The sequence below is a fragment of the Ignavibacterium sp. genome (assembly GCF_025998815.1).
Classification (GTDB): Bacteria; Bacteroidota; Ignavibacteria; order Ignavibacteriales; family Ignavibacteriaceae; genus Ignavibacterium.
Genome location: NZ_AP026678.1, coordinates 171,143 through 195,888 on the forward strand (window position 1 = coordinate 171,143; position 24,746 = coordinate 195,888).

18 protein-coding genes and 2 tRNA genes are annotated in these 24,746 nt (G+C 32.3%); 12 read left to right on the top strand and 8 right to left on the bottom strand.

The features are described from left to right. The first annotated feature begins 636 nt into the window (after window positions 1–636). Both Q0X14_RS00670 and Q0X14_RS00675 read left to right on the top strand, forming a co-directional pair. On the top strand, window positions 637–5,400 hold the full coding sequence (locus tag Q0X14_RS00670) for an AAA domain-containing protein (RefSeq protein ID WP_297841054.1): 4,764 nt from the start codon (window positions 637–639) through the stop codon (window positions 5,398–5,400). An 11-nt stretch (window positions 5,401–5,411) separates the two neighbouring features. Beyond that, complete coding sequence (locus tag Q0X14_RS00675; protein WP_297841055.1) at window positions 5,412–6,209, top strand: hypothetical protein; 798 nt, start codon at window positions 5,412–5,414, stop codon at window positions 6,207–6,209. A gap of 274 nt (window positions 6,210–6,483) precedes the next feature. Here Q0X14_RS00675 and Q0X14_RS15570 read toward each other — a convergent pair whose 3' ends face one another. The 7 genes from Q0X14_RS15570 to Q0X14_RS00705 all read right to left on the bottom strand — a co-directional run bounded on the left by Q0X14_RS15570 (window position 6,484) and on the right by Q0X14_RS00705 (window position 12,269). After that, window positions 6,484–6,774, bottom strand: coding sequence for an HNH endonuclease (locus Q0X14_RS15570; protein WP_366522786.1), 291 nt, complete (start codon window positions 6,772–6,774; stop codon window positions 6,484–6,486). Window positions 6,775–6,803: 29 nt separating this feature from the next. Then, complete coding sequence (locus Q0X14_RS00680) at window positions 6,804–6,956, bottom strand: hypothetical protein (RefSeq protein ID WP_297841058.1); 153 nt, start codon at window positions 6,954–6,956, stop codon at window positions 6,804–6,806. A gap of 31 nt (window positions 6,957–6,987) precedes the next feature. Then, a complete protein-coding gene (locus Q0X14_RS00685) occupies window positions 6,988–7,143 on the bottom strand; it encodes a hypothetical protein (RefSeq protein WP_297841060.1) in 156 nt (51 codons plus the stop codon). Between the two features lie 356 nt (window positions 7,144–7,499). Further along, window positions 7,500–7,574, bottom strand: a tRNA-Val gene (locus Q0X14_RS00690). 173 nt (window positions 7,575–7,747) lie between these two features. Further along, window positions 7,748–7,819 (bottom strand) — tRNA-Gly (locus Q0X14_RS00695). 283 nt (window positions 7,820–8,102) lie between these two features. After that, a complete protein-coding gene (locus tag Q0X14_RS00700) occupies window positions 8,103–8,477 on the bottom strand; it encodes an STAS domain-containing protein (RefSeq protein ID WP_297841062.1) in 375 nt (124 codons plus the stop codon). A gap of 174 nt (window positions 8,478–8,651) precedes the next feature. After that, a complete protein-coding gene (locus Q0X14_RS00705) occupies window positions 8,652–12,269 on the bottom strand; it encodes a multifunctional oxoglutarate decarboxylase/oxoglutarate dehydrogenase thiamine pyrophosphate-binding subunit/dihydrolipoyllysine-residue succinyltransferase subunit (RefSeq protein WP_297841064.1) in 3,618 nt (1,205 codons plus the stop codon). Between the two features lie 102 nt (window positions 12,270–12,371). Here Q0X14_RS00705 and pdxH point away from each other — a divergent pair, with 102 nt between their 5' ends. Both pdxH and Q0X14_RS00715 read left to right on the top strand, forming a co-directional pair. Further along, on the top strand, window positions 12,372–13,010 hold the full coding sequence (gene pdxH / locus Q0X14_RS00710; RefSeq protein ID WP_297841066.1) for a pyridoxamine 5'-phosphate oxidase: 639 nt from the start codon (window positions 12,372–12,374) through the stop codon (window positions 13,008–13,010). 65 nt (window positions 13,011–13,075) lie between these two features. Then, window positions 13,076–15,226 carry a T9SS type A sorting domain-containing protein gene (locus Q0X14_RS00715; RefSeq protein ID WP_297841070.1) on the top strand — a complete coding sequence of 717 codons (2,151 nt, stop codon included), beginning with the start codon at window positions 13,076–13,078 and terminating at the stop codon, window positions 15,224–15,226. 97 nt (window positions 15,227–15,323) lie between these two features. Here Q0X14_RS00715 and Q0X14_RS00720 read toward each other — a convergent pair whose 3' ends face one another. Further along, window positions 15,324–16,184, bottom strand: coding sequence for an EamA family transporter (locus Q0X14_RS00720; protein ID WP_297841074.1), 861 nt, complete (start codon window positions 16,182–16,184; stop codon window positions 15,324–15,326). Between the two features lie 81 nt (window positions 16,185–16,265). Between Q0X14_RS00720 and Q0X14_RS00725 the strand changes: the two genes are divergently transcribed. The 8 genes from Q0X14_RS00725 (at window position 16,266) to Q0X14_RS00760 (ending at window position 24,694) form a co-directional block, all read left to right on the top strand. Next, window positions 16,266–16,688 carry an archease gene (locus Q0X14_RS00725; RefSeq protein WP_297841075.1) on the top strand — a complete coding sequence of 141 codons (423 nt, stop codon included), beginning with the start codon at window positions 16,266–16,268 and terminating at the stop codon, window positions 16,686–16,688. 424 nt (window positions 16,689–17,112) lie between these two features. Continuing rightward, window positions 17,113–17,574, top strand: coding sequence for an IS200/IS605 family transposase (tnpA, locus tag Q0X14_RS00730; protein ID WP_297841077.1), 462 nt, complete (start codon window positions 17,113–17,115; stop codon window positions 17,572–17,574). A gap of 529 nt (window positions 17,575–18,103) precedes the next feature. After that, window positions 18,104–19,558, top strand: coding sequence for an RtcB family protein (locus tag Q0X14_RS00735; RefSeq protein ID WP_297841079.1), 1,455 nt, complete (start codon window positions 18,104–18,106; stop codon window positions 19,556–19,558). Between the two features lie 160 nt (window positions 19,559–19,718). Then, complete coding sequence (locus tag Q0X14_RS00740; protein ID WP_297841082.1) at window positions 19,719–20,354, top strand: polysaccharide deacetylase family protein; 636 nt, start codon at window positions 19,719–19,721, stop codon at window positions 20,352–20,354. Continuing rightward, entirely contained in the window at window positions 20,342–21,433 is a 1,092-nt protein-coding gene (locus Q0X14_RS00745; RefSeq protein ID WP_297841086.1) for a glycosyltransferase, read from the top strand. The genes Q0X14_RS00740 and Q0X14_RS00745 overlap by 13 nt, the downstream gene beginning before the upstream one ends. A 5-nt stretch (window positions 21,434–21,438) precedes the next feature. Next, on the top strand, window positions 21,439–22,413 hold the full coding sequence (locus tag Q0X14_RS00750; RefSeq protein WP_297841090.1) for a radical SAM protein: 975 nt from the start codon (window positions 21,439–21,441) through the stop codon (window positions 22,411–22,413). Between the two features lie 11 nt (window positions 22,414–22,424). After that, window positions 22,425–23,657, top strand: a complete 1,233-nt coding sequence (locus Q0X14_RS00755) for a DUF1207 domain-containing protein (RefSeq protein ID WP_297841094.1) — start codon at window positions 22,425–22,427, stop codon at window positions 23,655–23,657. Further along, complete coding sequence (locus tag Q0X14_RS00760; protein ID WP_297841097.1) at window positions 23,657–24,694, top strand: site-2 protease family protein; 1,038 nt, start codon at window positions 23,657–23,659, stop codon at window positions 24,692–24,694. Before Q0X14_RS00755 ends, Q0X14_RS00760 begins: the two co-directional genes overlap by 1 nt. The last annotated feature ends 52 nt before the right edge of the window (window positions 24,695–24,746 follow it).

Consider the following 24,746-nt stretch of genomic DNA (forward strand, 5'->3'; position numbering starts at 1 on the left):
GGCGCCAAAGAAATAGTGCTGAGAGATCCTTATCTTAGACATTATTATTAGGTTAAAAATTTTATTGAATTCTGCGAAATGCTGATGAGGATAAAACCTGCAACCGAAGAAGTATCAGTTAAACTCATTACGAAGGTGATATTGAATATGAACAGGAAACAAGAAAAGATTAGAAAAGGTTTTTGAAAGTTTTGATGGTAGTGGATTAAACTTTAAATATGAAATTGATATGTCAGATTCATTTAACGCTAGAAGCATTTCGACAGACAGAGGTTGGAAAATATCAAGATAGAGGACTTGATATTTTTCAACCATAAAATTATAAAGATAGTCTAACCCTTATTAATGCAGGGAAGAAGAATGTGCAAAGGATTTGAAGTAACATATTTGAAAGTAAGTTAATTATCGCAATGATTACAACAAATTATAATTTAGTTTCTTATATCATTTATAATATAAATTTCTGTGAACCCAAGACAGATTAAGAAAGACAATTTGATTAAACACTTATTCTACAGGACTATTATTTTATTAAGCACTTGATATTTGGATTTTGATTTAAAGAATTTATATGTTTAAAGAAACCATCAATTTTTTAATAAATTCTTTAATTCACTTACATATTTTCCAAAAAATATGAAAGATCAAGCATTATTCTCAAAACTAACGAAAGACCGTGAAGAAAATGCTAAGATATTGAAAAAGCAAAGTCTTGTTGGGTTTAAAAAAATACTCACCGAAATGTACGCCGACAAAGCTCACTATATTTATGAACTTATTCAGAATGCAGACGATGCAAAAGCAAAAAATATTAAATTTATTTTGAATGAAAACGAACTATTTTTTATCCATAACGGAACTGTAAAATTTTCATTAACCGATCCTTCAAAAGAAGAAGAAGATTCTTTACATAATCGGCTTGGTCACATTAATGCAATCACCTCAGTTGGTAACACTACAAAGAATGAACAAAAAATAGGCAAATTTGGAGTTGGTTTTAAATCAGTTTTTCAGTACACAGATTCTCCAGTTATACAGGACGATAATTATAGCTTTCAAATAATTGATTTCTTTGTCCCTCATTATTATTCTAACTCCTTCAAATTGAGAAAAAAAGGGGAAACATTATTTTACATTCCATTTACCAAGGATAAGGAAGACGCATTTAATGATAGTCTAGAGAAATTAACAAATTTTGATAAGAATATTTTATTATTTCTTAATAATGTTGAAAAAATCTTAATCAAAACAAAAGTAAATGAAATAGGTTTAAAGAAGGAAATAATAGAAAAAAAGAGTAAGAATTCTATATCTGCTAATGAAAAAGTAATCTTTTCAAAGATTAAAATTAATAATCTGAGATATTTACAATTTTCAACTAAAGTTAATGATGGAAATCATTCCAAGCATCAAATTTCTATCGTTTATCCATTAGAGGGAAAGGGAATTTTCCAAACCTCAATGGATTTTCCTGCCTATTGCTTTTTCCCCACTTTAGAATATACGGGATTTAAATTCGTTTTTCACGCACCATTTCTTCTAACAGATAACCGCCAGAACATAAAACAAAATAATGAATGGAATTCGTTTTTGATAGTTAGATTATCAGATTTGCTTTTAGATAGCTTCTTAATCTTACGAGATGAAGGGCTTCTTTCTGAACAATTCTTTAATATTTTACCACTCGAAACTTATAAATATGAAAAAACTGGTTTTAGAATAAATTATCTATTTGATAAATTTTATGAAAAAATAAAATATGCACTTACAAATTATGAACTTTTTCCTACTACAGAAGGAGAATATATTTCGGCAAAAAATGCTTATTTAGTTAGAGGTAAGGACCTTTCTCAATTATTAGATTCAATCGCACTTGCTGAGTTGGTTCAGAATCAAAATGGTAAAAAAATATTTCCGGATTTAACAGAGAGTGGTAAAGGCTTACCACTTTGGAATTTCCTTAAAGAGGTAGCTAAAATTTCAATAATAGACTCCAAGGACTTCATCAATTATCTTCACAAGGATTTTTTAATTAAAAGAGATGATAATTGGCTTATGGATTTTTATGCATATTGTTTAACCATTCCATTTGCATGGGAACAATTAAAAGACATTGAAATAATTAAACAAGAAAGCGGGGATTTTGTTAAACCCTTTGAAAAAGGTGTTCCTCAAGTATTCCTTAAAGAGATTGATAAAGAATTTCCTGGTGTAAAAGAAATTTTTCTTAAAGATGAATTATCCCTTAAATTTTTAAAATCTATAGGAATAAATGATCCTGATAAAAAGACCATCATTAAGAGGTCTATAATATCAAGATATGGAGGTGAGGACATAAACGTGGATGATGAAATAGTCATTAAAGACTTTAAACTTATTTTGGACTATTTCTATGAATGCACAGAAAAAGAAAAAATTGAACTTATAGAATTATTTAAAAATATTAGTTTTATTGTTGCATACTCATCTGAAGATAAGAGTGAAAGTTATTTATATGAACCTCGAGAAATTTATATTAAGAGCCCGGAACTTGATATTTATTTCGGAGATGATCCAGCATATGTATACTGGGATGAAGAGTATTATGCTGACATTACAGAAGAGTATGGCAGAGATAAAGTAATCAATTTTCTTAAAAAATTAGGTGTTGAAGATAAGCCAAGGATAATTGATAATGAAGATATTAAATTAATAGATATTAAGGTTACTCAATATTCAAAGAACTATAAATTCCATATCCCAGATTTAAAGCTCGATGGATTCGATACCTTTATAAAAAATCCCACATTCGAAAGGTCAATAGTTTTATGGAATTTTTTGCGAGAGTTATCGCTACAAGTAGATTTATCCTCCTATAAAGAACGTATAGCTAAATATTTTTATCACGGACAAAAATCAAAAATTTTTCAAACTACTTTTTACAAATCATTAACTGAGAATTCTTGGATCTACAACAGAAAGAAAGAGCCCTGTAAACCTCGAGATATTTTCATTCACCAGATGAATCAAGCCTATGACTTGGAAAACTCGAAAAACCTAAGAAAATTTTTAGAAATAAAGGAAATAGATGATAAAGAATTAATCCTTTCAGATGAAGAAAAAAAATCTATTGATTTTTTCAACGAACTCAAGAATTTGGGCTTAAATCCAGAAGAAATTTTCAAAAATAAGAACAAGATTAAAGATCTTCTCTTAAATTATTTAACTAAAGACTTAAATAGTAATGTTGCTGAAGAAAATGAGACCCCTTTTAATAGAAATATATCGAATATTACATATAGAAGAAATCTGAAAGCCAATGATATAATTAGCAAAAAAAAGGAGTTGTTAAAAAATGAAGATTTTGATAACAATTTTGATGAATTAAACCAAATTCCTGATACTAACATGCTAAATAAATTAGGTGAATTAAAGAAAAAAACTGAGATTGAAGCCGAACTAATTGAGCTAACCGAATCTCTAAAGGAAACGGTAAAAAATACTCAATCATTTTCATTATCTTGGTTTAAAGCACTTTTAGAATTGGAATATCTTGCCAGGAAAGAAAGTGAATTATCAAAAAGTAGCTTACATTTGATTTTCGAGAAAATAGAAAGAGATAAGATAAGTCCTAATATTCTGATTCTTTCTGGTGCAGAATATATCCCTAGTTCAATTGAGGATAATCAGGATTTATCAATTACAATAACAACAATAGAAAAAAGTTTTAACCTAAAAGTTGAAGCCATTAGCAATTTGAGTAAATCTATAAAAGTTAGAGTAAATGATGAAAGGGTGATTCGAGATCTAGACATTAATACTGTTGAAAGAGTAGAATTAATTATACACAATGCTAACTTCATTTTTGAAAACTTAAAGGAAAACTTTAAAATATTCCATAATGAGCCCTTTTATTTTAGTGATGATTTTAATTTCAAATCTAATTTACCTCCAGGTATAGAGGTAATATTTGGCCCACCGGGTACAGGGAAGACATATTATTTGGCAAAAAAAATAATTTATCCAGAGATAACGAAAAGTCAGTTAAAGATATTAGTACTCACACCAACAAATAAAGCTGCGGATGTTCTTGTAAATAAGGTAATTGAAATCTGCCAACAAAACCATGATTTATCTTACACTGATTGGCTGATTAGATTTGGCAGTTGTAACGATATAAACTTAGAAAACGTCGTATTTCAAAAATCAAAGAATCTTAAATCGAAATTTCTGGAGAGAGTGGTATTTGTTACTACAACAGCAAGATTTATCTATGATAAACTTAATTTAGGTTTTGGAACAGAACTTAAAAGCATACCACTAAAAGATTTTGAATGGGACATAGTTATCCTTGATGAAAGTTCAATGATTAGTTTAGCCTCTGCAGTTTTTATCTTATTTTATCGTTATTATAAAAATAAAAGCACGAGGTTTATTTTCTCAGGTGACCCGTTTCAAATTAACCCCATAATTTATATTAAAGAGAAGGATTGGAGTGACAGTAATATTTTCTCTTTAATAGGTTTAGATAAAAATGATAGTTTTAAAAATCCAACCACTTCCAATGAAAATATTAAAATCATTAATTTAACTAAGCAGTATAGAAGCTTACCAGCGATAGGTGAAATATTTAGTAAGTTAACTTATAATGGCTTGCTTGAGCACAATAGGGAAATGATAAGTAAATTACAAATAAATACAAACGAAATAAAGTTAAATTACATCAATTTTGTTTATTTCAAAGTTGACAAATATCATAGCTTCTATAAACCGCATACACTGAGGGGAAGTCCTTTTCACATTTATTCTGGATTACTTGCAATTGAATTTTTAGGATTTTTATCCAAAAACATTCCGATAAAATCAGAACTTGATTTTTCCATCGGGTTGGTCTGCCCCTATCGTGCTCAATGTGATTTTATAGATAAGATTATAACAATAATGAAATTCCCAAAAAATCTGAAAATAAATTGTAGTACTATACACGGTTTTCAAGGTGATGAGAGCGATTTAATAATTGCTATGTTTAATCCGCCAAGTAATATTTCAAATTCTGAAGAAATATTTCTAAACAAATTAAACATTATAAATGTAGGAATTAGTCGGGCAAAAGATTATTTGATATTATTTTTACCTTACTCTAATGATAACAGTATTTCTTTTGATGTACTTAAACATCTTAATAAAATTAAAAATATTTCTGAAAATGATTTAAATATCAAAGATTATTTAAGCACATTTTATGACTTTCAAATTGAAAAGATTATTTTTGGTAAACCTAATTATCTTGAAGAAATTACCTTTCCAACTTTACACAAAAACATTAATTTATATTGTAATCTTGAAAAAAAATACGAGATTAGATTTGATTCAAATGCGATTGATATTCAGATTAATCCTAAACAATTTAACTTAAAGTAAAAAGTAGATTTATGAAAAAAGCATATGTTATAATTCATCAAAAATATAAAATGATGGGTCTTACAAAATTCATCTCTTCTGATTATAAGCCGCCATCTGAATTTGATTCGATGAATGCAAAATATACCCTAATAAAACTCTTGGAGAACAATTACGATGTTGAATTAATTGACTTTTATGATTATTCAGAACGAAATTTTGAAAAAAATTCCGTTTTTATTGCAACCCAATGGTTGCTAAACAGATTTTATGATGATGAAATGTTTGATAAAATTAGATCAAAGACGATTACACTATTCGATTACGGCAATGACTTTATATTTTTGCATCATTTCTGGAATCCAGGTTACTTCTTTACGTTAAGTGAAATTAATGGTAAGGAATATGAAACTCATCAATCTTCATATATTATAACAGAATTAAGTAAAATTAAACCGGAATTTTTACCTGAAAATGATAAAAATAATTTAGATAATTATTTTCAGAATAAAGTGATTTATCAAGTTTCAGGCGAACATCCTACCTTAAATGGAGTAAGAGAATTTATTGAAAATAACAGGAATCAGTTTAAATCCGATGAGTTTACGTATAGATTTAGTCAGTTCAAAAATATTACTACATTAGTTCATAAAATTCCCATCACTAGGGAACCGAAAGACTTCATTTGTTTTGGCTATGCAAAAAAGAATAATGCATATAAGTTTATTATAGATATTCACGGCGTTGGTAAATATGATGCACACGCTAAACTTTTTCTTTTATTATTAGAAAATACTTTGAAATTTCTAGATAGTAAGATATTAGAATAAAACGACTAGCCGTTTATTTTTATTACTACAATTGTTCAAGTATAAGTTTCTCTTGAACAATGCGGGACAAAAAAATAAAGTTTATTCACTTGCAGCTAAACACATAAACAAAAAAAATTAGCCAAAATAGATTTAATTTATGCAGCTGTTCTAAAACTATCTCTATACTTGCTTTTAATTTTATAAATAGTTCTGACGGTTACATCAAACTTTTTTGCTAATTGCTCATTTGTAAGTTCACAATCAGTGATTATTTGAACTATCTCCTCCTTAGTCAGTACTTTTCTTTTTTTTTTGGCTTATTACTTCGTTTCATATCCTCCATATTATCCTTCTGAATACCAATTTCAAGATGTTCAGGATTTATACAATTGGGATTATTACATTTGTGCCGGACTAATTTGTCCTCTGGTATTTGCCTCTTTATAATTAAGTAAATATATCGGTGCATTCTCACCCGTATTCCATTCCGTTTAATCCGAAAATATAACTGACTCTGCTTAATGTGAAAAACAATTGTGACCTCCATTTTCATCAACAGAATAATAAATTGGCTTTGATCCATTCCTTAATTTCGAAGGTTCAATAAATTTTTTAACTTAATTTCTTTCTAATTACTCCTATATGTTGAAGAATGATTAATCTGATAAGAAGGCTAATGCTGATACCTTTACTTTCAGCTTCTTTTTTGAGCTTTTGAAAGTTTTCGGCATCCAGGCGGGATTGAATAGATAAAGTTTTTTTCATAAACCTTTATCCTTTTATTTGTTGAATAATTTTATTTATTGTGGTGAGCAATAAGCAATTGCCATAGTGTGCTATCAATCTGAACTATTGTAAAATCAAAAAAAGTTATTCGGAATGAAGTGTTTCCAATTGTATAATCAGTCATAAAGTTTGTAAAATCAATAATTCTGATAAGAGAAATGCCCATATAACCTCCTCTCGCTGTGTGCAACCGGGTGCTATAGTGGGTAATGTGGAAGGGACGTTTCCAAAAACGTTTCGAGCCCCCGTACCCCCTTAGTAAACAGCTAAAAAGCATAAAGCCGTATCAAAATTAGCTGATCATAAGCAAATAACAACTACAGAACTCTATTACAATAAATTGTCATTATCTAAGCAAGTAACGGAATAAAAAAAACTAAGAATACCCAGATGATTTGGGAGATATTGAGGATTATGAGTATTAACAAACTTAAAAAATTCTACTTCAGTTTCTACTTCAGTACAAAATTCTTAAAAATCGAAAAGCATTGTAACTTATTTAATTACAAGGCTTTACAGGTGTGGGCGCTGAAGGAGTCGAACCTCCGACCCTCTGCTTGTAAGGCAGATGCTCTAAACCAACTGAGCTAAGCGCCCTAGAAAAATATTTAGTCAAAAATTTTTATGAACAAAATAGACAGATACTCTAAACCTCCGTTGGCTAACGGATGAGCTAAGCATCTAAATACCTGTCTAAAATTGATAAAGAACTGTTCAAAATTTGCGTGTCAAATATGCGATATTTCCTGAATAAAACCAAAATCTTTTTGAGCGGCAGACGGGACTTGAACCCGCGACGTCCAGCTTGGGAAGCTGGCATTCTACCACTGAATTACTGCCGCGTTTAATAATTTCATTTTTCAGTTTCAAAACTATCTTCAAGAAAATATTTTTTCAACTCAGAATTAACTTATTCAAAAAAATACTATAGTGTACATTTCAATAATTCAATTTTAAGATAATTATTTGTTTCTACAAGAATCGGTAATGATAGTGCTTTCAAATGAATTCATGTAATGCTGTAATTTTAAAACAAAAAATCACCGGTGAATTTCTTCACCAGTGATTAACGGGAGAATGATGCTAACCAACATCAATAAACAAATAGGGGATAGTATGAAAATTCTAATTCAATATTTCTTCTCTTAAGTGTTTCTTGTCTTTGATACTTGCTAATGCTTCGTCTAATGTATCAAAGATCTCAAAAACTTCTATTGAACCGGTGTAATTAAGTATTGAGTTTGCAAATAAGCCCGGTTTAACAATCTTAAGTGATCCTCCGAGCTTTACAAGCTTTTTAAATGTTACAACAAGTACACCAATAAAAGTCGAATCCATAAACTCACATTCACTCAAATCAACTATAATAATTGTATGCCCTCTTAGAATATCTTCCTCAAGCAGAACTTTAAATTCTTGTGCTTCTTTTATAGTTGCCCTCGAAAGATTTACCTTTTCAATAACAAATCCGTAAGCCATTCTTCTTTCGAAATCAAGCATTTGAGACCTCCTTTAATTTAACACTGAGGAGACTTGCCAAGGAATATGCCACTTTGATTTTGGGGAATTATTGCAGGATTATCAATTTATTATTGTACCAAATTATTACAATGGTCTAAAAATATCTTAATGAGACGGAAAAGAGTCTGGAGCGACTTCCAGACTCTCTCTTAATTATTGAAATGCTTCTTTAATAAGTTGTTCCTGTTGCTGAAGTGTAATTCTTGCTGAGCCGACTGCTGGGCTAGCACCTTCGGGACGACTGACACAATATAATTTTTGATTGTTGTTTTTAATTTCTTCCAATCTGTGCCATAGAAAATTCCAGGCACCCATATTTCGTGGCTCTTCCTGTACCCATACAAGCTTTTGAGAATTATGATAAGAACTTAATATCCTTTTAAGCATTTCTGATTTGAATGGATAATACTGCTCTAATCTAATTATTGCCGTATCTTTTATCTTATTAACATCAAGAAACTTTTTTAGATCATAATAAACTTTACCGCTCGTGAGGATAATTCTTGTAATTTTAGATTTATCTGTTACTGTCAGATCATCCAGAACTTCTTTGAATTCACCAGATAAAAATTCTTCTTTGGAAGATTTTGCTTCAGGATGTCTCAATAAACTTTTGGGGGTAAAAATAACTAATGGTTTCTGAAGATTATATTTTATTTGCCTTCTTAACAGGTGGAAATATTGGACTGGAGTGGTTACATTGCAAACATGCATATTCTCTTCTGCACACAAAATCAGAAACCTCTCGATTCTTGCACTTGAATGTTCAGGACCTTGTCCCTCATAGCCGTGAGGAAGTAACATAACAAGACTATTCGGAACATTCCACTTTTCAAAAGAAGCTACAATAAAATTATCAATAATTACTTGCGCACTATTTGCAAAATCCCCAAACTGAGCTTCCCAAATTACTAATGCTAATGGATCTGCGGTGCTGTAACCATATTCAAATCCCAGAACTGCTGCTTCAGATAATGAACTATCAAGCGCTTCAAGATTTGCCTGATTAGCATCCAGATGATTTAATGGAAAGTATTCAGTTCCCGTTTTAACATCAGTTAAAGCCAAATGCCTCTGGCTGAAAGTTCCCCTAACACTATCCTGACCACTTAATCTAACTGGTGTTCCTTCAAGAAGTAAGCTTCCGAATGCAATGGATTCTGCAAGTGCCCAATCTGCTTTTGCTGAATTATCCAATAACTTTCTTCTTGCCTCAAGAAATTTTTGTAACTTTGGATGTCCATTGAAATTTTCTGGTAAAGTGGTTAATCCGATTATTACCTTATTTAGAATTTCCTCTGAAATAAAAGTTGGCTGTGTCTTTACTGACTTAATTGATTTTGCGGGAACAGCTAGTGGAACTTCGCTTGAGAAAGTCGTGCTCTTTTTCTTAACTGAGTCCAAAGCTTTTGATAGTTCTTTTTCGTATGATGATTGAATTTTTTCTGCTTCTTCTGAAGTGATAACTCCTTCTTTCAATAATTTATCGAGATAAATTTTTCTTACCGATGGATGAGCTTTTATTTTGTCATAAAGAATTGGCTGAGTAAATCCTGGCTCATCACCTTCATTATGACCGTGCCTTCTGTATCCAAATAAATCTATTACAACATCTTTCTTAAAAACATGTTTATATTCAAAAGCAATTTTTGTAACCCATAAAGCAGCTTCAGGATCATCACCATTTACGTGGAATATTGGGGCTTGAATCATTTTTGCAACATCAGTTGCATAAGTTGACGATCTTGCATCTTCGGGAGTAGTGGTGAAACCAATTTGATTATTAACAATAATATGAACTGTACCACCGGTTCTATAACCACTCAGCTGAGACAGGTTAAGTGTTTCTGCTACAACACCTTGACCCGCAAATGCAGCGTCACCGTGAATCAGTATTGGCATTACTTTCTGATGTGCTTTGGCATCACCCAACCTGGTTTGTTTTGCGCGAACAATACCTTCGACAACTGGGTTAACCCATTCAAGATGACTTGGATTTGATGAAAGGGAAACCCCAATCATTTTCCCGTTAAGTGTCTTATACTTACCGGTTGCTCCAAGATGATATTTCACATCTCCCGAGCCCTGAATTGAATTTGGATCCTGTATATCTTCAAATTCACTGAAAATAGATTCATAAGATTTACCCATAATATTAACTAGCACATTCATCCTTCCACGATGAGCCATTCCAATAACAGCTTCAGATACATTATGTTCTGCCGCTTCATTCAGTAGGAAATCGAGTACAGGTATAAGTGTTTCAGAACCTTCTAATGAAAATCTTTTATGTCCTATAAATCTGTTGTGAAGAAAATGTTCAAATGATTCTGCCTGTATTAATTTTTTCAAAATGTGCTTCTTGATATTGCTATCAAAGTCAGGAGTATTTTTAGACGGCTCCATTTTACTCTGAAGCCAGACTTTTTCTGCGGGACTTTGGATGTGCATATATTCTACGCCAATCTTCTCACAATAGGTCTTGTGTAAAATTGTGAGTATCTGTCTTAAAGTTGCTGTCTTTAATCCTCCGAATCCTCCCGTAATAAATTCTCTGTCAAGGTCCCAAACTGTCAGATTGAAGGAAGATGGATCAAGCTCCGGATGATAATTTACTTTTGACCCAAGTGGATCAAGGTCAGCGATTAAATGTCCACGAACACGATACAAATTAATTAGTTGTAGAACTTTAGCTTGCTTTACAATTTCATCAGCGCTTGATGACTTGTCAAAACCACCGGGTTGGTAATCAGTTTCCCATTGCAAGGGTCTCATTGTTACTTTTAACTCATCGAATATCTCCTCATAAAATCTATCTTTACCTAGTAATAATTCATTTATCTCTTTAAGAAAAAGCCCTGATTCAGCACCCTGAATAATTCTATGGTCATATGTACTGGTGATGTTCATTACCTTACTTATTCCGAGAGCGGAAATAGTCGTTGGCGACATCGCCTGATACTCTGCATTGTACTGTATTGCTCCGATTGCAATTATTGCTCCCTGACCAATCATCAATCTTGGAATTGATGACACCGTTCCTATAGTACCAGGGTTTGTTAGTGTAATTGTAGTTCCTAAAAATTCTGATGGATCTATAGTGCCTTTTCTCGAACGCTCAACTATATCTTCATAAGCTTGTAAAAATTCTTTGAATGAAAGTTTGTTCGCATTTTTAATGTTTGGAACAAGCAATGATCTGCTTCCATCTTTTCTTTCTATGTCTATTGCTAAGCCGAGATTAACATTTTTTCTCACTATGAGGTTGGGCTTACCGTCAATTATTGTAAAAGCATTGTTCATAGCTGGAATTTTCTTAATCGCTTTGAGTATTGCCCAGCTAATGATATGAGTAAAAGATACTTTACCTAAATTTCTTTTCTGAAGATGTTGATTTATAAGAATTCGGTTTTCTTCTAAAAGTTTAACCGGAATAGTCCTTTGTGAAGTTGCCACGGGAATTGTTAAGCTTGATGTCATATTGTCAAGAATTCTCTGAGCACTTCCTGCAATTACTTTTAGTTCATCATCTTCAGATGGTTTTGGAAATTCAACATTCTTTGGCAATGTAAGATATGATAAACTTTCCTGATGTCCGGAACCATTTGATTTATTTTTACCTTCAACATTTCCAAAAAATTTTCTCCATTGTTCAGGCACTTCATCAGGTTTTTGTTCATATTGTTTGTACAGATACTCGACGAACCAGGTGTTCGCACCAAATTTCTCAAGTTCTTCAATTTCTTTTTTAGATAATTTTTCTTTTTTCATACTTTTTATTCTGCTCTTTGATTAATATTTTTCTTTAGAGTCTGTTAATTAAAATATAATCGGATTTTAATTGAAAATATAACAATTATAGGCAAAAATTCTATGGACGAAAATACTCTGAACAACCTCAGAAAGAACTACGAAAAAGGCGAATTGTTAGAAAGTCAAATCAATCCTGATCCTTACCGCCAATTTGAAATCTGGTTTGACGATGTTCTTAATTCAAATATTTATGAGCCAAATACAATGATTTTAGCAACTTCATTAGAAAATAAACCTTCAGCTCGTGTAGTTCTGTTAAAAGGATTTGATAGTTCTGGTTTTAAATTCTATACAAATTATAACAGTAGAAAAGGAAAGGAACTTTCTCTAAATCCAAATGCAGCACTGCTTTTTTACTGGATGGAATTAGAAAGACAGGTAAGGATTGAAGGAAGAGTTGAAAAACTAAGTAGAGAAGAGTCGCTTGAGTATTTTAATTCGAGACCCATTGAAAGTCGCTATGGTGCGCTTGCATCAAATCAAAGTGACTTAATCCCAAACAGAGAATATCTTGAAAGGAAATTTTCTGAGCTTAAGAAAAAGTATGGAGATAATCCTCCAATGCCTGAAAATTGGGGAGGTTACAAACTGATTCCTGAATTATTTGAATTCTGGCAGGGAAGACCAAATCGTTTACACGACAGAATTGTTTATCAGAAATCCGAAAATAGCTGGAAAATTTTCCGGCTCTCACCCTGAAAAAATTATTTTTGACATTGTAAAGAAATAAAGTATTTTTCGATAGGCAAAGCATGGAGTCTGCCATGAAAAAATTAATTATATCCTTCCTGTTTACCGTTTCAATTTTCTCGCAGGTACATCACAATATTTGGTATGGCTTTGGACCATATGGCGGAAGTGTTTACGAAATTTCCACAAACTCCCGAGGAAATATTGCAACGATAACAAATGGTGGGTTGAGTTATTTTTATTATGATTGGATTCATATGTATAAAACAAAAGATTTTCAGCATGCAACTTTTCTTGGAACATCTGATACTTTAATTGCTTGTGATGCCGATTCACTCTATTGGACTGCCGATGTAAGTTATCATTGGCACTCAATTGCACCTTTATTAAAACCTGTCAATGGAATCAAAATCAGAAAATCACCGCAAATAAAATTTTTCTTATGGTCAGATACTACATTCTTTACGCTTGAGTGGAATGGACAAAATTATCAGACGATTTATCCCGGTAACGGTTATATCAATGACATTTTTTTGAATGCAGATAACTCAATTATAATGGCTACTGATGTGGGAGTATTCAAATCAACTGATGATGGAATAAACTGGACTCAATTATCTCTTCCATCAAAAAATTATTTTGCACTTGCCGGAGATAATATCGCACCTTTCAAACTTGCGACAATTGCTGATGATTCAAATCTTGTTTATCTATCAAGCAACAATGGAGATAATTGGATTGTAACTAATAACGGTTTACCACAAGGCGCTTTTGAGTTAACTGATATCGATATGAATATTTACGGACAAATTTTTGTCGGTGCAAAGATCGGCATTTACAGAACAACTAACTTCGGAACTAATTGGGGACCTTTTTCAGATGGACTTGAATATCCGGATTTCGGTGTTATGAAAGTCTTGAAAGTCAATACTGTTTATTGCTCAGGTAACAGAGTTTATGCAGGTACCGATGAAGGGTTATTTGAGAAAACAAATCAATCAGCATATTGGAATCAGATTGGTCCTAATAATCAGCAATGTCTTTCACTTGGAAAAACTCCTGCGATGATGGATCACCTGATACTTGGAACACCAAAAGGAGTTAAAGTAAATTCTTACGATTGGTTTGTTGCTGATAATTATGGACAAGATGGTTTCCCTATAAATGCTTTGATATTAGCTTCCGGTGGAAGTTATGCATTGGCTGCCGGTATTTACCCTGAAGGGAATGGATTCATTCAGAGGTCAACAAATTCCGGATTTAATTGGGAAACAGTTTTTAGTCTGCCAATAACATCCGGAAAATTTAATTATTTCTTTCAAAGGAAAGACAGCACTCAGTTGTATCTTGCTTTATGTGAAGGAATAAATTCATTCGGACTTTATATATCGGATATAATGAACTCTCCAACGCAATGGGAAGGAATTCCAAATACTGAAGGAATGAATTTTCAATTTGCAACTTCATTCCTGGATCAATTAAACGAAATTTATTTTTTAGTAAATGACTCTTTGATATATAAAAGTAATAACGGTGGAAGAACTTTAACTTATGTCTCTTTTGTACCTGGCGGAAAATTAAACAGCATATATGCTGTTGATCATGGAACGACTAAAAATATTTATGCATGCGGGCACGGAATAAAAGTTAGTACTGATTTTGGTTTGACCTGGCAAGATTTTGGTTTGAATGAGTATGAAGTTGTAAGATTAATTTATGAAAGCTATTCATTGCTTGCTGCAACAAGAAATAATGGGTTCTTTGCTAAGTATCATAGTCAGGGTGATTGGCTGCCATTTTCTGGTGGTCTTGGAGATGGTAAAGTAATTAATGATGCTTTGAACTTTACAAGTTGGGTATTACATACTGCAACGGCAAATCATTCGGTATATTTCCTCTGGCTGATAATAAATGATGTTGAAGATAAAAATGATTTGAATTCACCAGATAATTTTGTGCTAATGCAAAACTATCCCAATCCATTTAATCCGCATACCAGAATTCAGTATATAGTAAACACTACGCAATTTGTAACCTTAAAAATATTCGATTTGCTTGGCAATGAAGTAGCAACATTAGTTAATGAAGAAAAACAACCCGGTGTGTATGAAGTTGAGTTTTCCGTAGGTCAGAACTCCAGTCCTGACTTAGCAAGCGGAATATATTTCTATCAACTTCAGGCAGGAGATTTTATTGCAACAAAGAAGATGATTTTGCTGAGATAATTTTTTCAATAAAACCGAATTCAGTTCTGTAATATGCTGCGATTATTGTTTTAGACTTTGTGCCTTACTGTCTTAGTGGCAAAATAAAATTCACTCTTCAGGTCGTAAATTTTCTTTTCAGTGCAGGCGCTCCTGCTATCAAGGTTCGGATAGTGATTGCAGAAATAATTATCACACCGCCGATGATTGCGTAAAGAGAAGGAACTTCCCCATAACCAATAAATACCCATATTGGATTCAGCACAGGTTCAAGCATAGAAATGATTGAAGCTTCAACTGCCAGAATTCTTTTTATTCCGTAACTGAATAAAGCATAAGCAATTGCAATCTGAAATACGCCAAGAAAAGTGAGCTTCCACAAATCTGAAAAAGTTAGAGAATTCATTTCAAACAGGAATGGGATACAAACTATCGCAACAATAACATTTCCGTAGAAGATTGATGCTTCGCCATACTGCTTGTCATTTTTTTTCATCCCAAGAAAAAATGCTGCAAAAGCTACCCCTGCAAAAAGTGCCGCAAGATTTCCTTTGATATCACCAGGAGTCAAATCTCCCATAAAAAATAAAATCATTCCAACAAAGCAAACGGCAATTGTTACAACATTAATCTTTTCCCACTTTGTTTTAGTTAATAGAGGTTCAAAGATCAGAACATAAATCGGTGCAGTTGATTGAAGAAATATCGCATTAGCCGCAGTAGTAGTTTTTGTGGCAATAACAAAGAAGATTAAAACTGCTGCATAAGAGATTGAGTTAAGCAAAGCCAATGGATTAAGCTTTAGGATTTTTTGTCGGAATAGAATTGCAAAGACAATAGCTGCAATCAAACATCTGAAGAAAGATATTTGCATCGGAGTAAGTGTAATCAATTTTATGAAAAGTCCACCTGAACTCCACAACAGAGCTGTTAGGAATACTGCAAGGATACCCTTTGTATGATCCGAAGAATTTCTCATTTGATTTTTCTTTACTGTAAAAAGTTACTTCTTTTAATTTTTAACCTGATTAAATTACTGTTGCAAAAAATAATAAATTAAATGTCTTCCAAACATACATACTTGAGCCATACTGCTGATATTGCATTTGATGTAGAAGCTGATTCTCTTGAAGAATTATTCACAGAAGCATTTAAAGGATGGCTGGAATCGGTTCTCGAAATTTCTAATGTTGAACCTTCTGATGAGATAGATATTAAACTAAAATCTGAATCTCTTGAGCAATTACTCGTTGATTTTTTGAATGAAATAAATTTCCTTTTAACAGTTAAGAAAATTTTATGTCTAGAAGTTAAAAAGATTGAGGTGAATGCGAGTGAATTTTTAATGAGAGTTTTATTAGGTACCGTTGAATTAAATGATAACTTTATTCTTAAAGAGGAAATAAAATCAGTTACTTATCATCAGATGGAAATTAGACAAGAAAATGGTAAATATTTTGTAAGAGTTGTATTCGATATTTAGAAATCAGAATAGCACGCAGATGACACTGATTAAACTGATTTTCACTGATTTATTTTTGAAACGAAATAATCTTTATAAAATCCCGGAAGAATGAAATTATTATTGCAAAAGAAATACGAATCCATATAAATCCCAGAGGGATGAAATTATTATAGATTGTATGAAACATAAAAAAAATCAAAATCCCGAAGGGATGAAATTATTATAGCCAAAGAAATACGAATCCATCTAAATCCCGAAGGGATGAGATTATTTTAGCTGAAATAATGAAACGAATAAAAATGAAATCCCAACGGGATGAAATTATTATAGCAAAAAAAATACGAATCCATCTAAATCCTGAAGGGATGAAATTATTGTAGCTGAAATGACAAAATAAATAAAAATAAAATCCCAACGGGATGAAATTATTATAGGTAAATGAATGCCAGGTACATATTCACAAATCTACATCCACATAGTCTTTGCTGTAAAAGGCCGAGAAAATTTATTAAATAAAAATTTAAGAGAAGAAATATTCAGATATATTTCAGGCATAATAAAAGAAAAAGGTCATAAACCCATAATTGTAAATGGTTATTCTGATCATGTTCATTGTTTTGTCGGATTAAAACCATCAGTTGCAATTTCAGATTTGGTATGTTATATAAAAAATAATTCCTCGAAATTCATAAATGAGAAAAAATACTTTAGAGGAAAATTCCACTGGCAGGAAGGATATGGAGTTTTTTCTTATTCTCATTCACAGATTAAAAAAGTATATGATTATATTTTAAGGCAGGAAGAACATCATAGAAAAAAATCGTTCAAAGAAGAGTACTTGGAATTATTAAATAAATTTGAAATAGATTATAAGCCAGAATTTTTATTCGAATGGGTTGAATAATGTCACCCCTTTGGGGTTTTAGCCTGATTATTTGATTATGTGTTACAATAATATCACCACTTCGAGGTTTCTATAAAAGGATTAAGAGAAACTTGGAAAGATGAAATGATTATAGAAAGATGAAAACAAATAAAACCGCAATCCTGAAGGGATGACATTATTGTAGATGAAATAATTAACCGATTCATTAAAATCCCGAAGGGATGAAATTATTATAGCAAAAGAAATACGAATCCATCTAAATCCCGAAGGGATGAAATTATTGAAGCTGAAATGACAAAACAGATAAAAATAAAATCCGAAGGGATAAAATTATTATAGCTGAAATGACGAAACAAATAAAAATAAAATCCCGACAGCTTGACATTAGAAAATATGAAACAGAAAAATATAAATCCCGAAGGGATAACATTATTGTAGATGAAATAATTAATTGATTCAATAAAATCCCGAAGGGATGAAATTATTATAAATCGTATGAAACATTAAAAAACAAAATTCCCGAAGGTATGACATCCGGAGGTTAGCTATGGTTATAAACGGCATTGAACTAAAAAAAATTCGTGACAATTTGTGGGAAATTCCGCAAACTAACGGAATGCGTGTGCCGGGAAGAATTTATATTTCCCGCGAAATGCTTGAATCAACTCTCTCCGAAGATGAAGCACTCAAGCAGGTAATGAATGTTGCTCATTTACCTGGAATTGAAAAATACAGTCTTGCTATGCCTGATATCCATTGGGGTTATGGATTTCCTATCGGTGGAGTAGCTGCAACAAATCTTGATGAAGGAGTAATTTCACCCGGTGGTGTTGGCTATGATATAAATTGCGGCGTTCGTCTGGCAACTACATCATTAACTTTTGAAGAAATCCAACCCAAGCTTGAAACTTTAATTTCAAAACTTTTTCAAAACATACCAACAGGCGTTGGTGCAAGTGGAGCGATAAAAAAATTATCAAAGTCTGACCTCAAAAAAATTCTTGAAAAAGGTTCAGTATGGGCTGTTGAAAATGATCTTGGAAATCAAAGTGATATTCAGTTTACTGAAGAAAGCGGTACACTTAAAAACGCTGATTTTAGTGTTGTAAGTGAACGAGCTCTTGAAAGAGGTGCAGATCAGGCAGGAACTCTTGGTTCCGGAAATCATTTCCTGGAAGTTGATATTGTTGAAGAAATTTATGATGCAAATATTGCTGAAGTATTTGGTCTGTTCAATGGACAAGTCGTAATTCAAATTCATACTGGTTCAAGGGGTTTAGGTTACCAGGTTTGCGATGACTATCTTAAAGTGCTGCTAAAAGCATCCGAGAAATACGGATTCAAACTTCCTGATAAACAATTAGCTTGTGCACCTATTAAATCTCGGGAAGGACAGGATTACCTTGCGGCAATGCAGGCAGCTGCAAACTTTGCCTGGAATAACCGGCAAGTGATTATGCATCTTGCCAAAAAAAGTTTTCTTGATACTTTTAATATGAAAGAATCAGAACTGGGATTCCGGCTTGTGTATGATGTTTGTCATAACATTGCAAAGATTGAAAAGCACAGGATTGGAAATGAACTGAAAGAAGTTTGTGTTCATCGTAAAGGAGCTACCAGAGCATTTCCGCCGGGAAGTGAAATGATTCCTGAAAAATATAAATCTGTGGGACAACCAGTATTAATTCCGGGTGATATGGGAAGATATTCTTATGTTGCAGTTGGAACTGAAAAAGCAATGGAAGAGACTTTCGGAAGTTCGTGTCATGGTGCAGGCAGAAATCTTAGCAGGCATAAAGCATTGAAAGTGACAAAAGGACGAGACCTTGTAGATGAATTAAAGAAAAAAGGAATAATTATTCAGGCGAAAGGTTATAAAACTATCGCTGAAGAAATGCCTGCAGCTTATAAAGATGTGGCAGATGTTGTTGATGTAATGCATAAAGAGGGAATCACTAGAAAAGTTGCAAAACTAAAACCCGTGGGAGTTATTAAAGGTTGAAATTTAGTCTTGAGTATCTTCGCGTATTTGTTTGCTGACAAGCAGGTTCACTAGAAAATTTTTCATGCAGAGTTATTCCGTTAAAAGTCAACAGAGAAAATCTCTGTTTCTCTTTTACTCTGTGGTTTATTTAATTACCATAAAGTTCAAAAGGAAAAGATTGAAGTATAAATACAATCCACCAACAATATTTAAAAATCTATTCAATGAATTTTATTGGAACACTACAAACAATAAAATTCTTTTAACATTTGATGATGGTCCGATTCCTGAATCAACCGAAAGTATTTTATCCGAATTATTAAAACATAGAATCAAAGCATTATTTTTTTGTGTTGGTGATAACATTCAAAAATATCCTGAGCTGACAAAAGAAATTCTAAGAGAAGGGCATACGATAGGTAACCATACTTTCAATCATAAAATTTTAAGGACTCTGTCTCACAAAGAAAAAATAAATCAGATTCAATCATTCAATCATCTTTTGAAAAATGAATTTGGTTATGAAGTAAAATATTTTCGTCCACCACACGGGAGATTTCAACTTACAACAAATGCTTTAATGAAAATGCTAAATATGAAAAATGTGATGTGGTCTTTACTCACTTATGATTATAAAAATAACTTCGAGTTGGTTAAGTTTGCCGTTACAAATTTTCTTAATAAGGATTCAATAATTGTGTTACACGATAGTATCAAATCAAAAAATATTATCAGAGATTCAATTTCATTCATCATTGATGAAGCTGCGAATAAAAATTTTAGTTTCGGAGAACCGACTGAATGCTTGAAATAATTTTTACAATAATTCTTGTAGGATATTTTGTTCAGACGGTTATTTTCATTGTCGGCACTAATAAAAAGTTTGAAAAGATTCCCTACGAAAAATTACCAACCGCAACTGTTATTGTAGCAGCAAGAAATGAAGAAGAGAATATTCTTCGCACATTAAAATCATTAGCATCACTGCAATATCCTGAAGGAAAACTCGAAATTATTCTTGTTGATGATCAATCTATTGATGCAACAGGAAGAATAATGGATGATTTCATAAAAGATAAACCACATTTCAAAAAGATTACCACACATAAAGATGATCTGAAACTTATAGGAAAAATGCGTGCTCTTGCTTATGGTGTTAAAGAAGCCAAAGGTGAAATAATTTTAACTACTGATGCAGATTGCGAAGTAAAACCAACCTGGGTGAAAACAATTTGCAGTTATTATCAGGATGATGTTGCACTAGTTACAGGATTTACTACTCAGGTTGCAGATAATTGGTTTGGCGGAATGCAAGCACTTGATTTTATCTACTTGCTTACAGCTGGTGCGGGAACAGTCAACATTGGAATGCCAATTTCTTGTATCGGAAATAATATGTCATATCGTAAAGCCGCTTATGATGAAGTTGGTGGATATGAAGCTTTGCCGTTCAGCGTCACTGAAGATTTTACTTTGATGAATGCGATTTATAATCTTAAAAAGTATAAAGTAATTTTTCCACTTGATAAAGATGCACTTGTTACTTCTTTGCCGTGTAAAAGTATTAAAAGTCTAATCAGACAAAAGAAGCGTTGGGGTGTTGGCGGACTTGGAGTTCCGTTTCGCGGTTTCGTAATTATGTTCTGGGGATTTCTGGCAAATCTTCTTGTTTTACTTACACCGGTTTTCTTTTCTATGAATTGGTTATATCTGGTAACATTTAAAGTTGCAATGGACTTATTTCTTCTTTATCCTGTTCATAAAAAACTTGGTATTGAAAAAAATCTGAAATACTTTTTTCATCATCAGATTTATTATTTAATCTATGTGGTTGTTCTACCTTTTATTGTTCTGCCGAATAAAAAAGTTGTTTGGAAGGGGAGAACTTACTGATGCTTTTGCTCTGTAATTATTATGTAACATATCGCTGTAATGCTTACTGTGAATTTTGCCATTTCGGATTTCATGAGAACTTTAAAAACACTCCCTATGCTGATTTGAATGACTTCAAGTCAAATGTTGAACAGCTTGCAAAACTCGGAGTAAAATTTATTGATTTAACTGGTGGTGAACCTCTGCTTCATAAGGACATTGCTGAAATGGCAAAGTTTGCCCGTTCATTCAAAATGCAGACAAGCATAACAACAAATGGTTTGCTTTATCCCAAGTTTGCTGAGAAGCTTGCCGGTAATGTTAATCTTCTTCACTTCTCACTTGATTCACCTGATGAAGACGAGCACAACAGGATTAGAAAAGTAGATTGTTATAAGAGTGTTCTCAGAAGTATTGAAATTGCAAAATCACTTGGAGAATTTCCTGATATTTTGTTTACTGTTACGAATGAAACTTATCATAAACTTCCACGAATGCACGAGATTGCTCAGAAGTATGATTTAGTTCTTTTAGTTAATCCTGTTTTTTCTTACTTCGGTAATCCCGGATTGAATGAGCAAGCAATTGATTTCGTTGAAGAGTATTGTGACGGAAAGTTAGATATTTATCTTAACAAAGGATTTATGAAACTCAGAAGAGATGGTGGAAATCATATTGATAATCCAAAGTGCAAAGCAGTCTCAAGAGTTATTGTTATTTCACCTCGTAATGAAATTATTCTTCCATGCTACCATTTCGGAAAAGAAACAATTCCTATTGACAGACCAATAAAAGAAATTCGTGAATCAGAAAAAATTAAATATTACAAAAAGATGGAAGGAAGATTTGATTTTTGTGAAGGTTGCACTGTTAACTGTTATTTTGAACCGTCTTTTGCATTCCCGACAAATTATTACGCGATTACAAGTTTAACTTCAAAGTTCAAATACAGTTATCATAAATTGGTTAAACAGAAAATAAAAAAAATAACAATAAAGTAAACTGAGTGATAATGAGATATTATTTTAGTGGAAAAGAAATTAATAATTTAAATCCAAGTGTCATCCTGAGTTTATCGAAGGATGACAGAAAGAGTGAAGTCACACTTCGACAAGCTCAGTGTGACACATTTGGACTTGCCTCTACTTGCATCGATTATGGCAAACAAGCTCAGTGTAAGAATGTCATCCTGAGTTTATCGAAGGATGACTTGAAAGGTACGGTCACACTTCGACAAGCTCAGTGTGACACATTTGGACTTGACTCGACTTGCGTCGATTATGGCAAACAAGCTCAGTGTAAGAATGTCATCCTGAGTTTATCGAAGGATGACTTGAAAGGGACGGTCACACTTCGACAGGCTCAGTGTGACACACTTCGACAAGTTCAGCGTGACATTTTATTATCAGTTCTAAGATTTAAATTACCATTTAATTTTATCATTATATTCTTATTATCTCTCAATTCCTTTCTCTTTGGTCAGCAAAATTGGTTCCCAAAAGAATTAAATGTTCAACCTTTTACTGCAAATTTTCTTGAACCAAAAGCCGGATTTTTATTTAACACAAGCGATAATAAAATTCGTTTGGATATAGGAACTTCACAGGATATTCTTCATATAAAAAATCAGGACGATATTTTTTCCATTGGCGCTGATCTTTTCACTTTTACAAGATTAAGAAGTGAAGACGATTTTCATTTCCCTGTTGAAACAATTGATTATCTTTTCGGATTAAATGCTTCGTATAAAAGAGTTTTGGACGATAACGAGTACGGTTTAAGATTTAGGTTTTCTCATATCAGCGCTCATCTTGTTGATGGACAATTTGATAAATCTACAAGTCAGTGGCGTGATGGAAGACTGCCACAGGTTTATAGCAGAGAGTTTATTGAATTATTTCCATTTATTCGTTTTAATGATTTGAGATTTTATATCGGAATTACTTATATATTTCACTCTTCACCCAAAGAAGTAAAGAAGGGTATTTTTCAGATTGGCGGAGATTACTTTATTACCAAACTCAGCAATCAGGTATTCACACCATTTGTAGCTTATGACTTTAAGCTCAGCGGAAAAGAAAAATTTGTTGGCAATAATTTTATTAACTTTGGAATAAAGTTTGGCGAGTTCAATAAAAAAGGATTTAGCATTTATTATTCATATATCTCAGGTAAGAGTGTTCACGGAGAATATTTTGATTTGAGTGAAAATTATTCAAGTATTGGATTCAACCTGGATTTATAATGTCAAAATTTTCAGAACCAACATTCAGTAATTTACCGCCGCAGTACACTTACTCTACTACTGCGACCAAGGAGAAAACAAAAAAAATCAGAAGTTACTTAGTGCATATAGGTTTGTTCATTCTTACATTCATCACTACAACAATTGCCGGAGTTGAATGGACAACTGGATTATTCCCACCTTATGAATTTAGTATGCTTGTAAAAGGTCTGCCTTATTCAATCAGCATTTTAACAATAATAACATTCCACGAATTTGGTCATTACTTTGCAGCAAAATTCCATCGTGTGCGTTCAACATTACCATATTATATCCCATTTCCACCGATTATGTATTTCATAAACTTCGGAACGATGGGTGCAGTCATTAAAACTAAATCACCGATTTATTCAAAGAAGGCAATGTTTGATATTGGTGTAGCTGGTCCGATTTCAGGATTTATTGCAACCATCGTAATTCTGATTTATGGATTTTTGAATGTTCCTGCTGTTGATTACTTACTTCAAATTCATCCTGATTATTTTTCTCCTGATTATGGTAAAGAAGGATTGCAACTTGTTTTTGGCGACTCAATTTTATTTATGTTGCTTCGTGAGATATTTGTTCAACCAAATACTTTCTTCCCTCCGATGAGTGAAATTTATCATTATCCATATCTGTGTGCAGGTTGGTTTGGACTTTTTGTTACAAGTATGAATATGATTCCCGTTGGTCAGCTTGATGGCGGACATATTTCTTACACAATGTTTGGTGATAAAAAGCATTATGCAGTTTCATCAATTGCTTTCATATTTCTTTTTGTAGTTGGTGTAGCAGGAATTCTTGATTCAACATTAGGTTTTAATTTTGGAATTGGTTGGTCGGGCTGGCTTTTCTGGGCTTTGGTACTTTATTTTATCATCAGATTAAAACATCCTCCGGTAAATGATGAATCTGAACTTGATGTGAAAAGAAAAATAATCGGTTGGATAAGTTTTGTTATTTTGATTTTATCATTTTCGTTAGCACCGATAATGATTACAAATCCGGTTATGTAATTAAGATGAAAGAAAATTTCTTTTGTTACAATATATCATACATATATTTTTA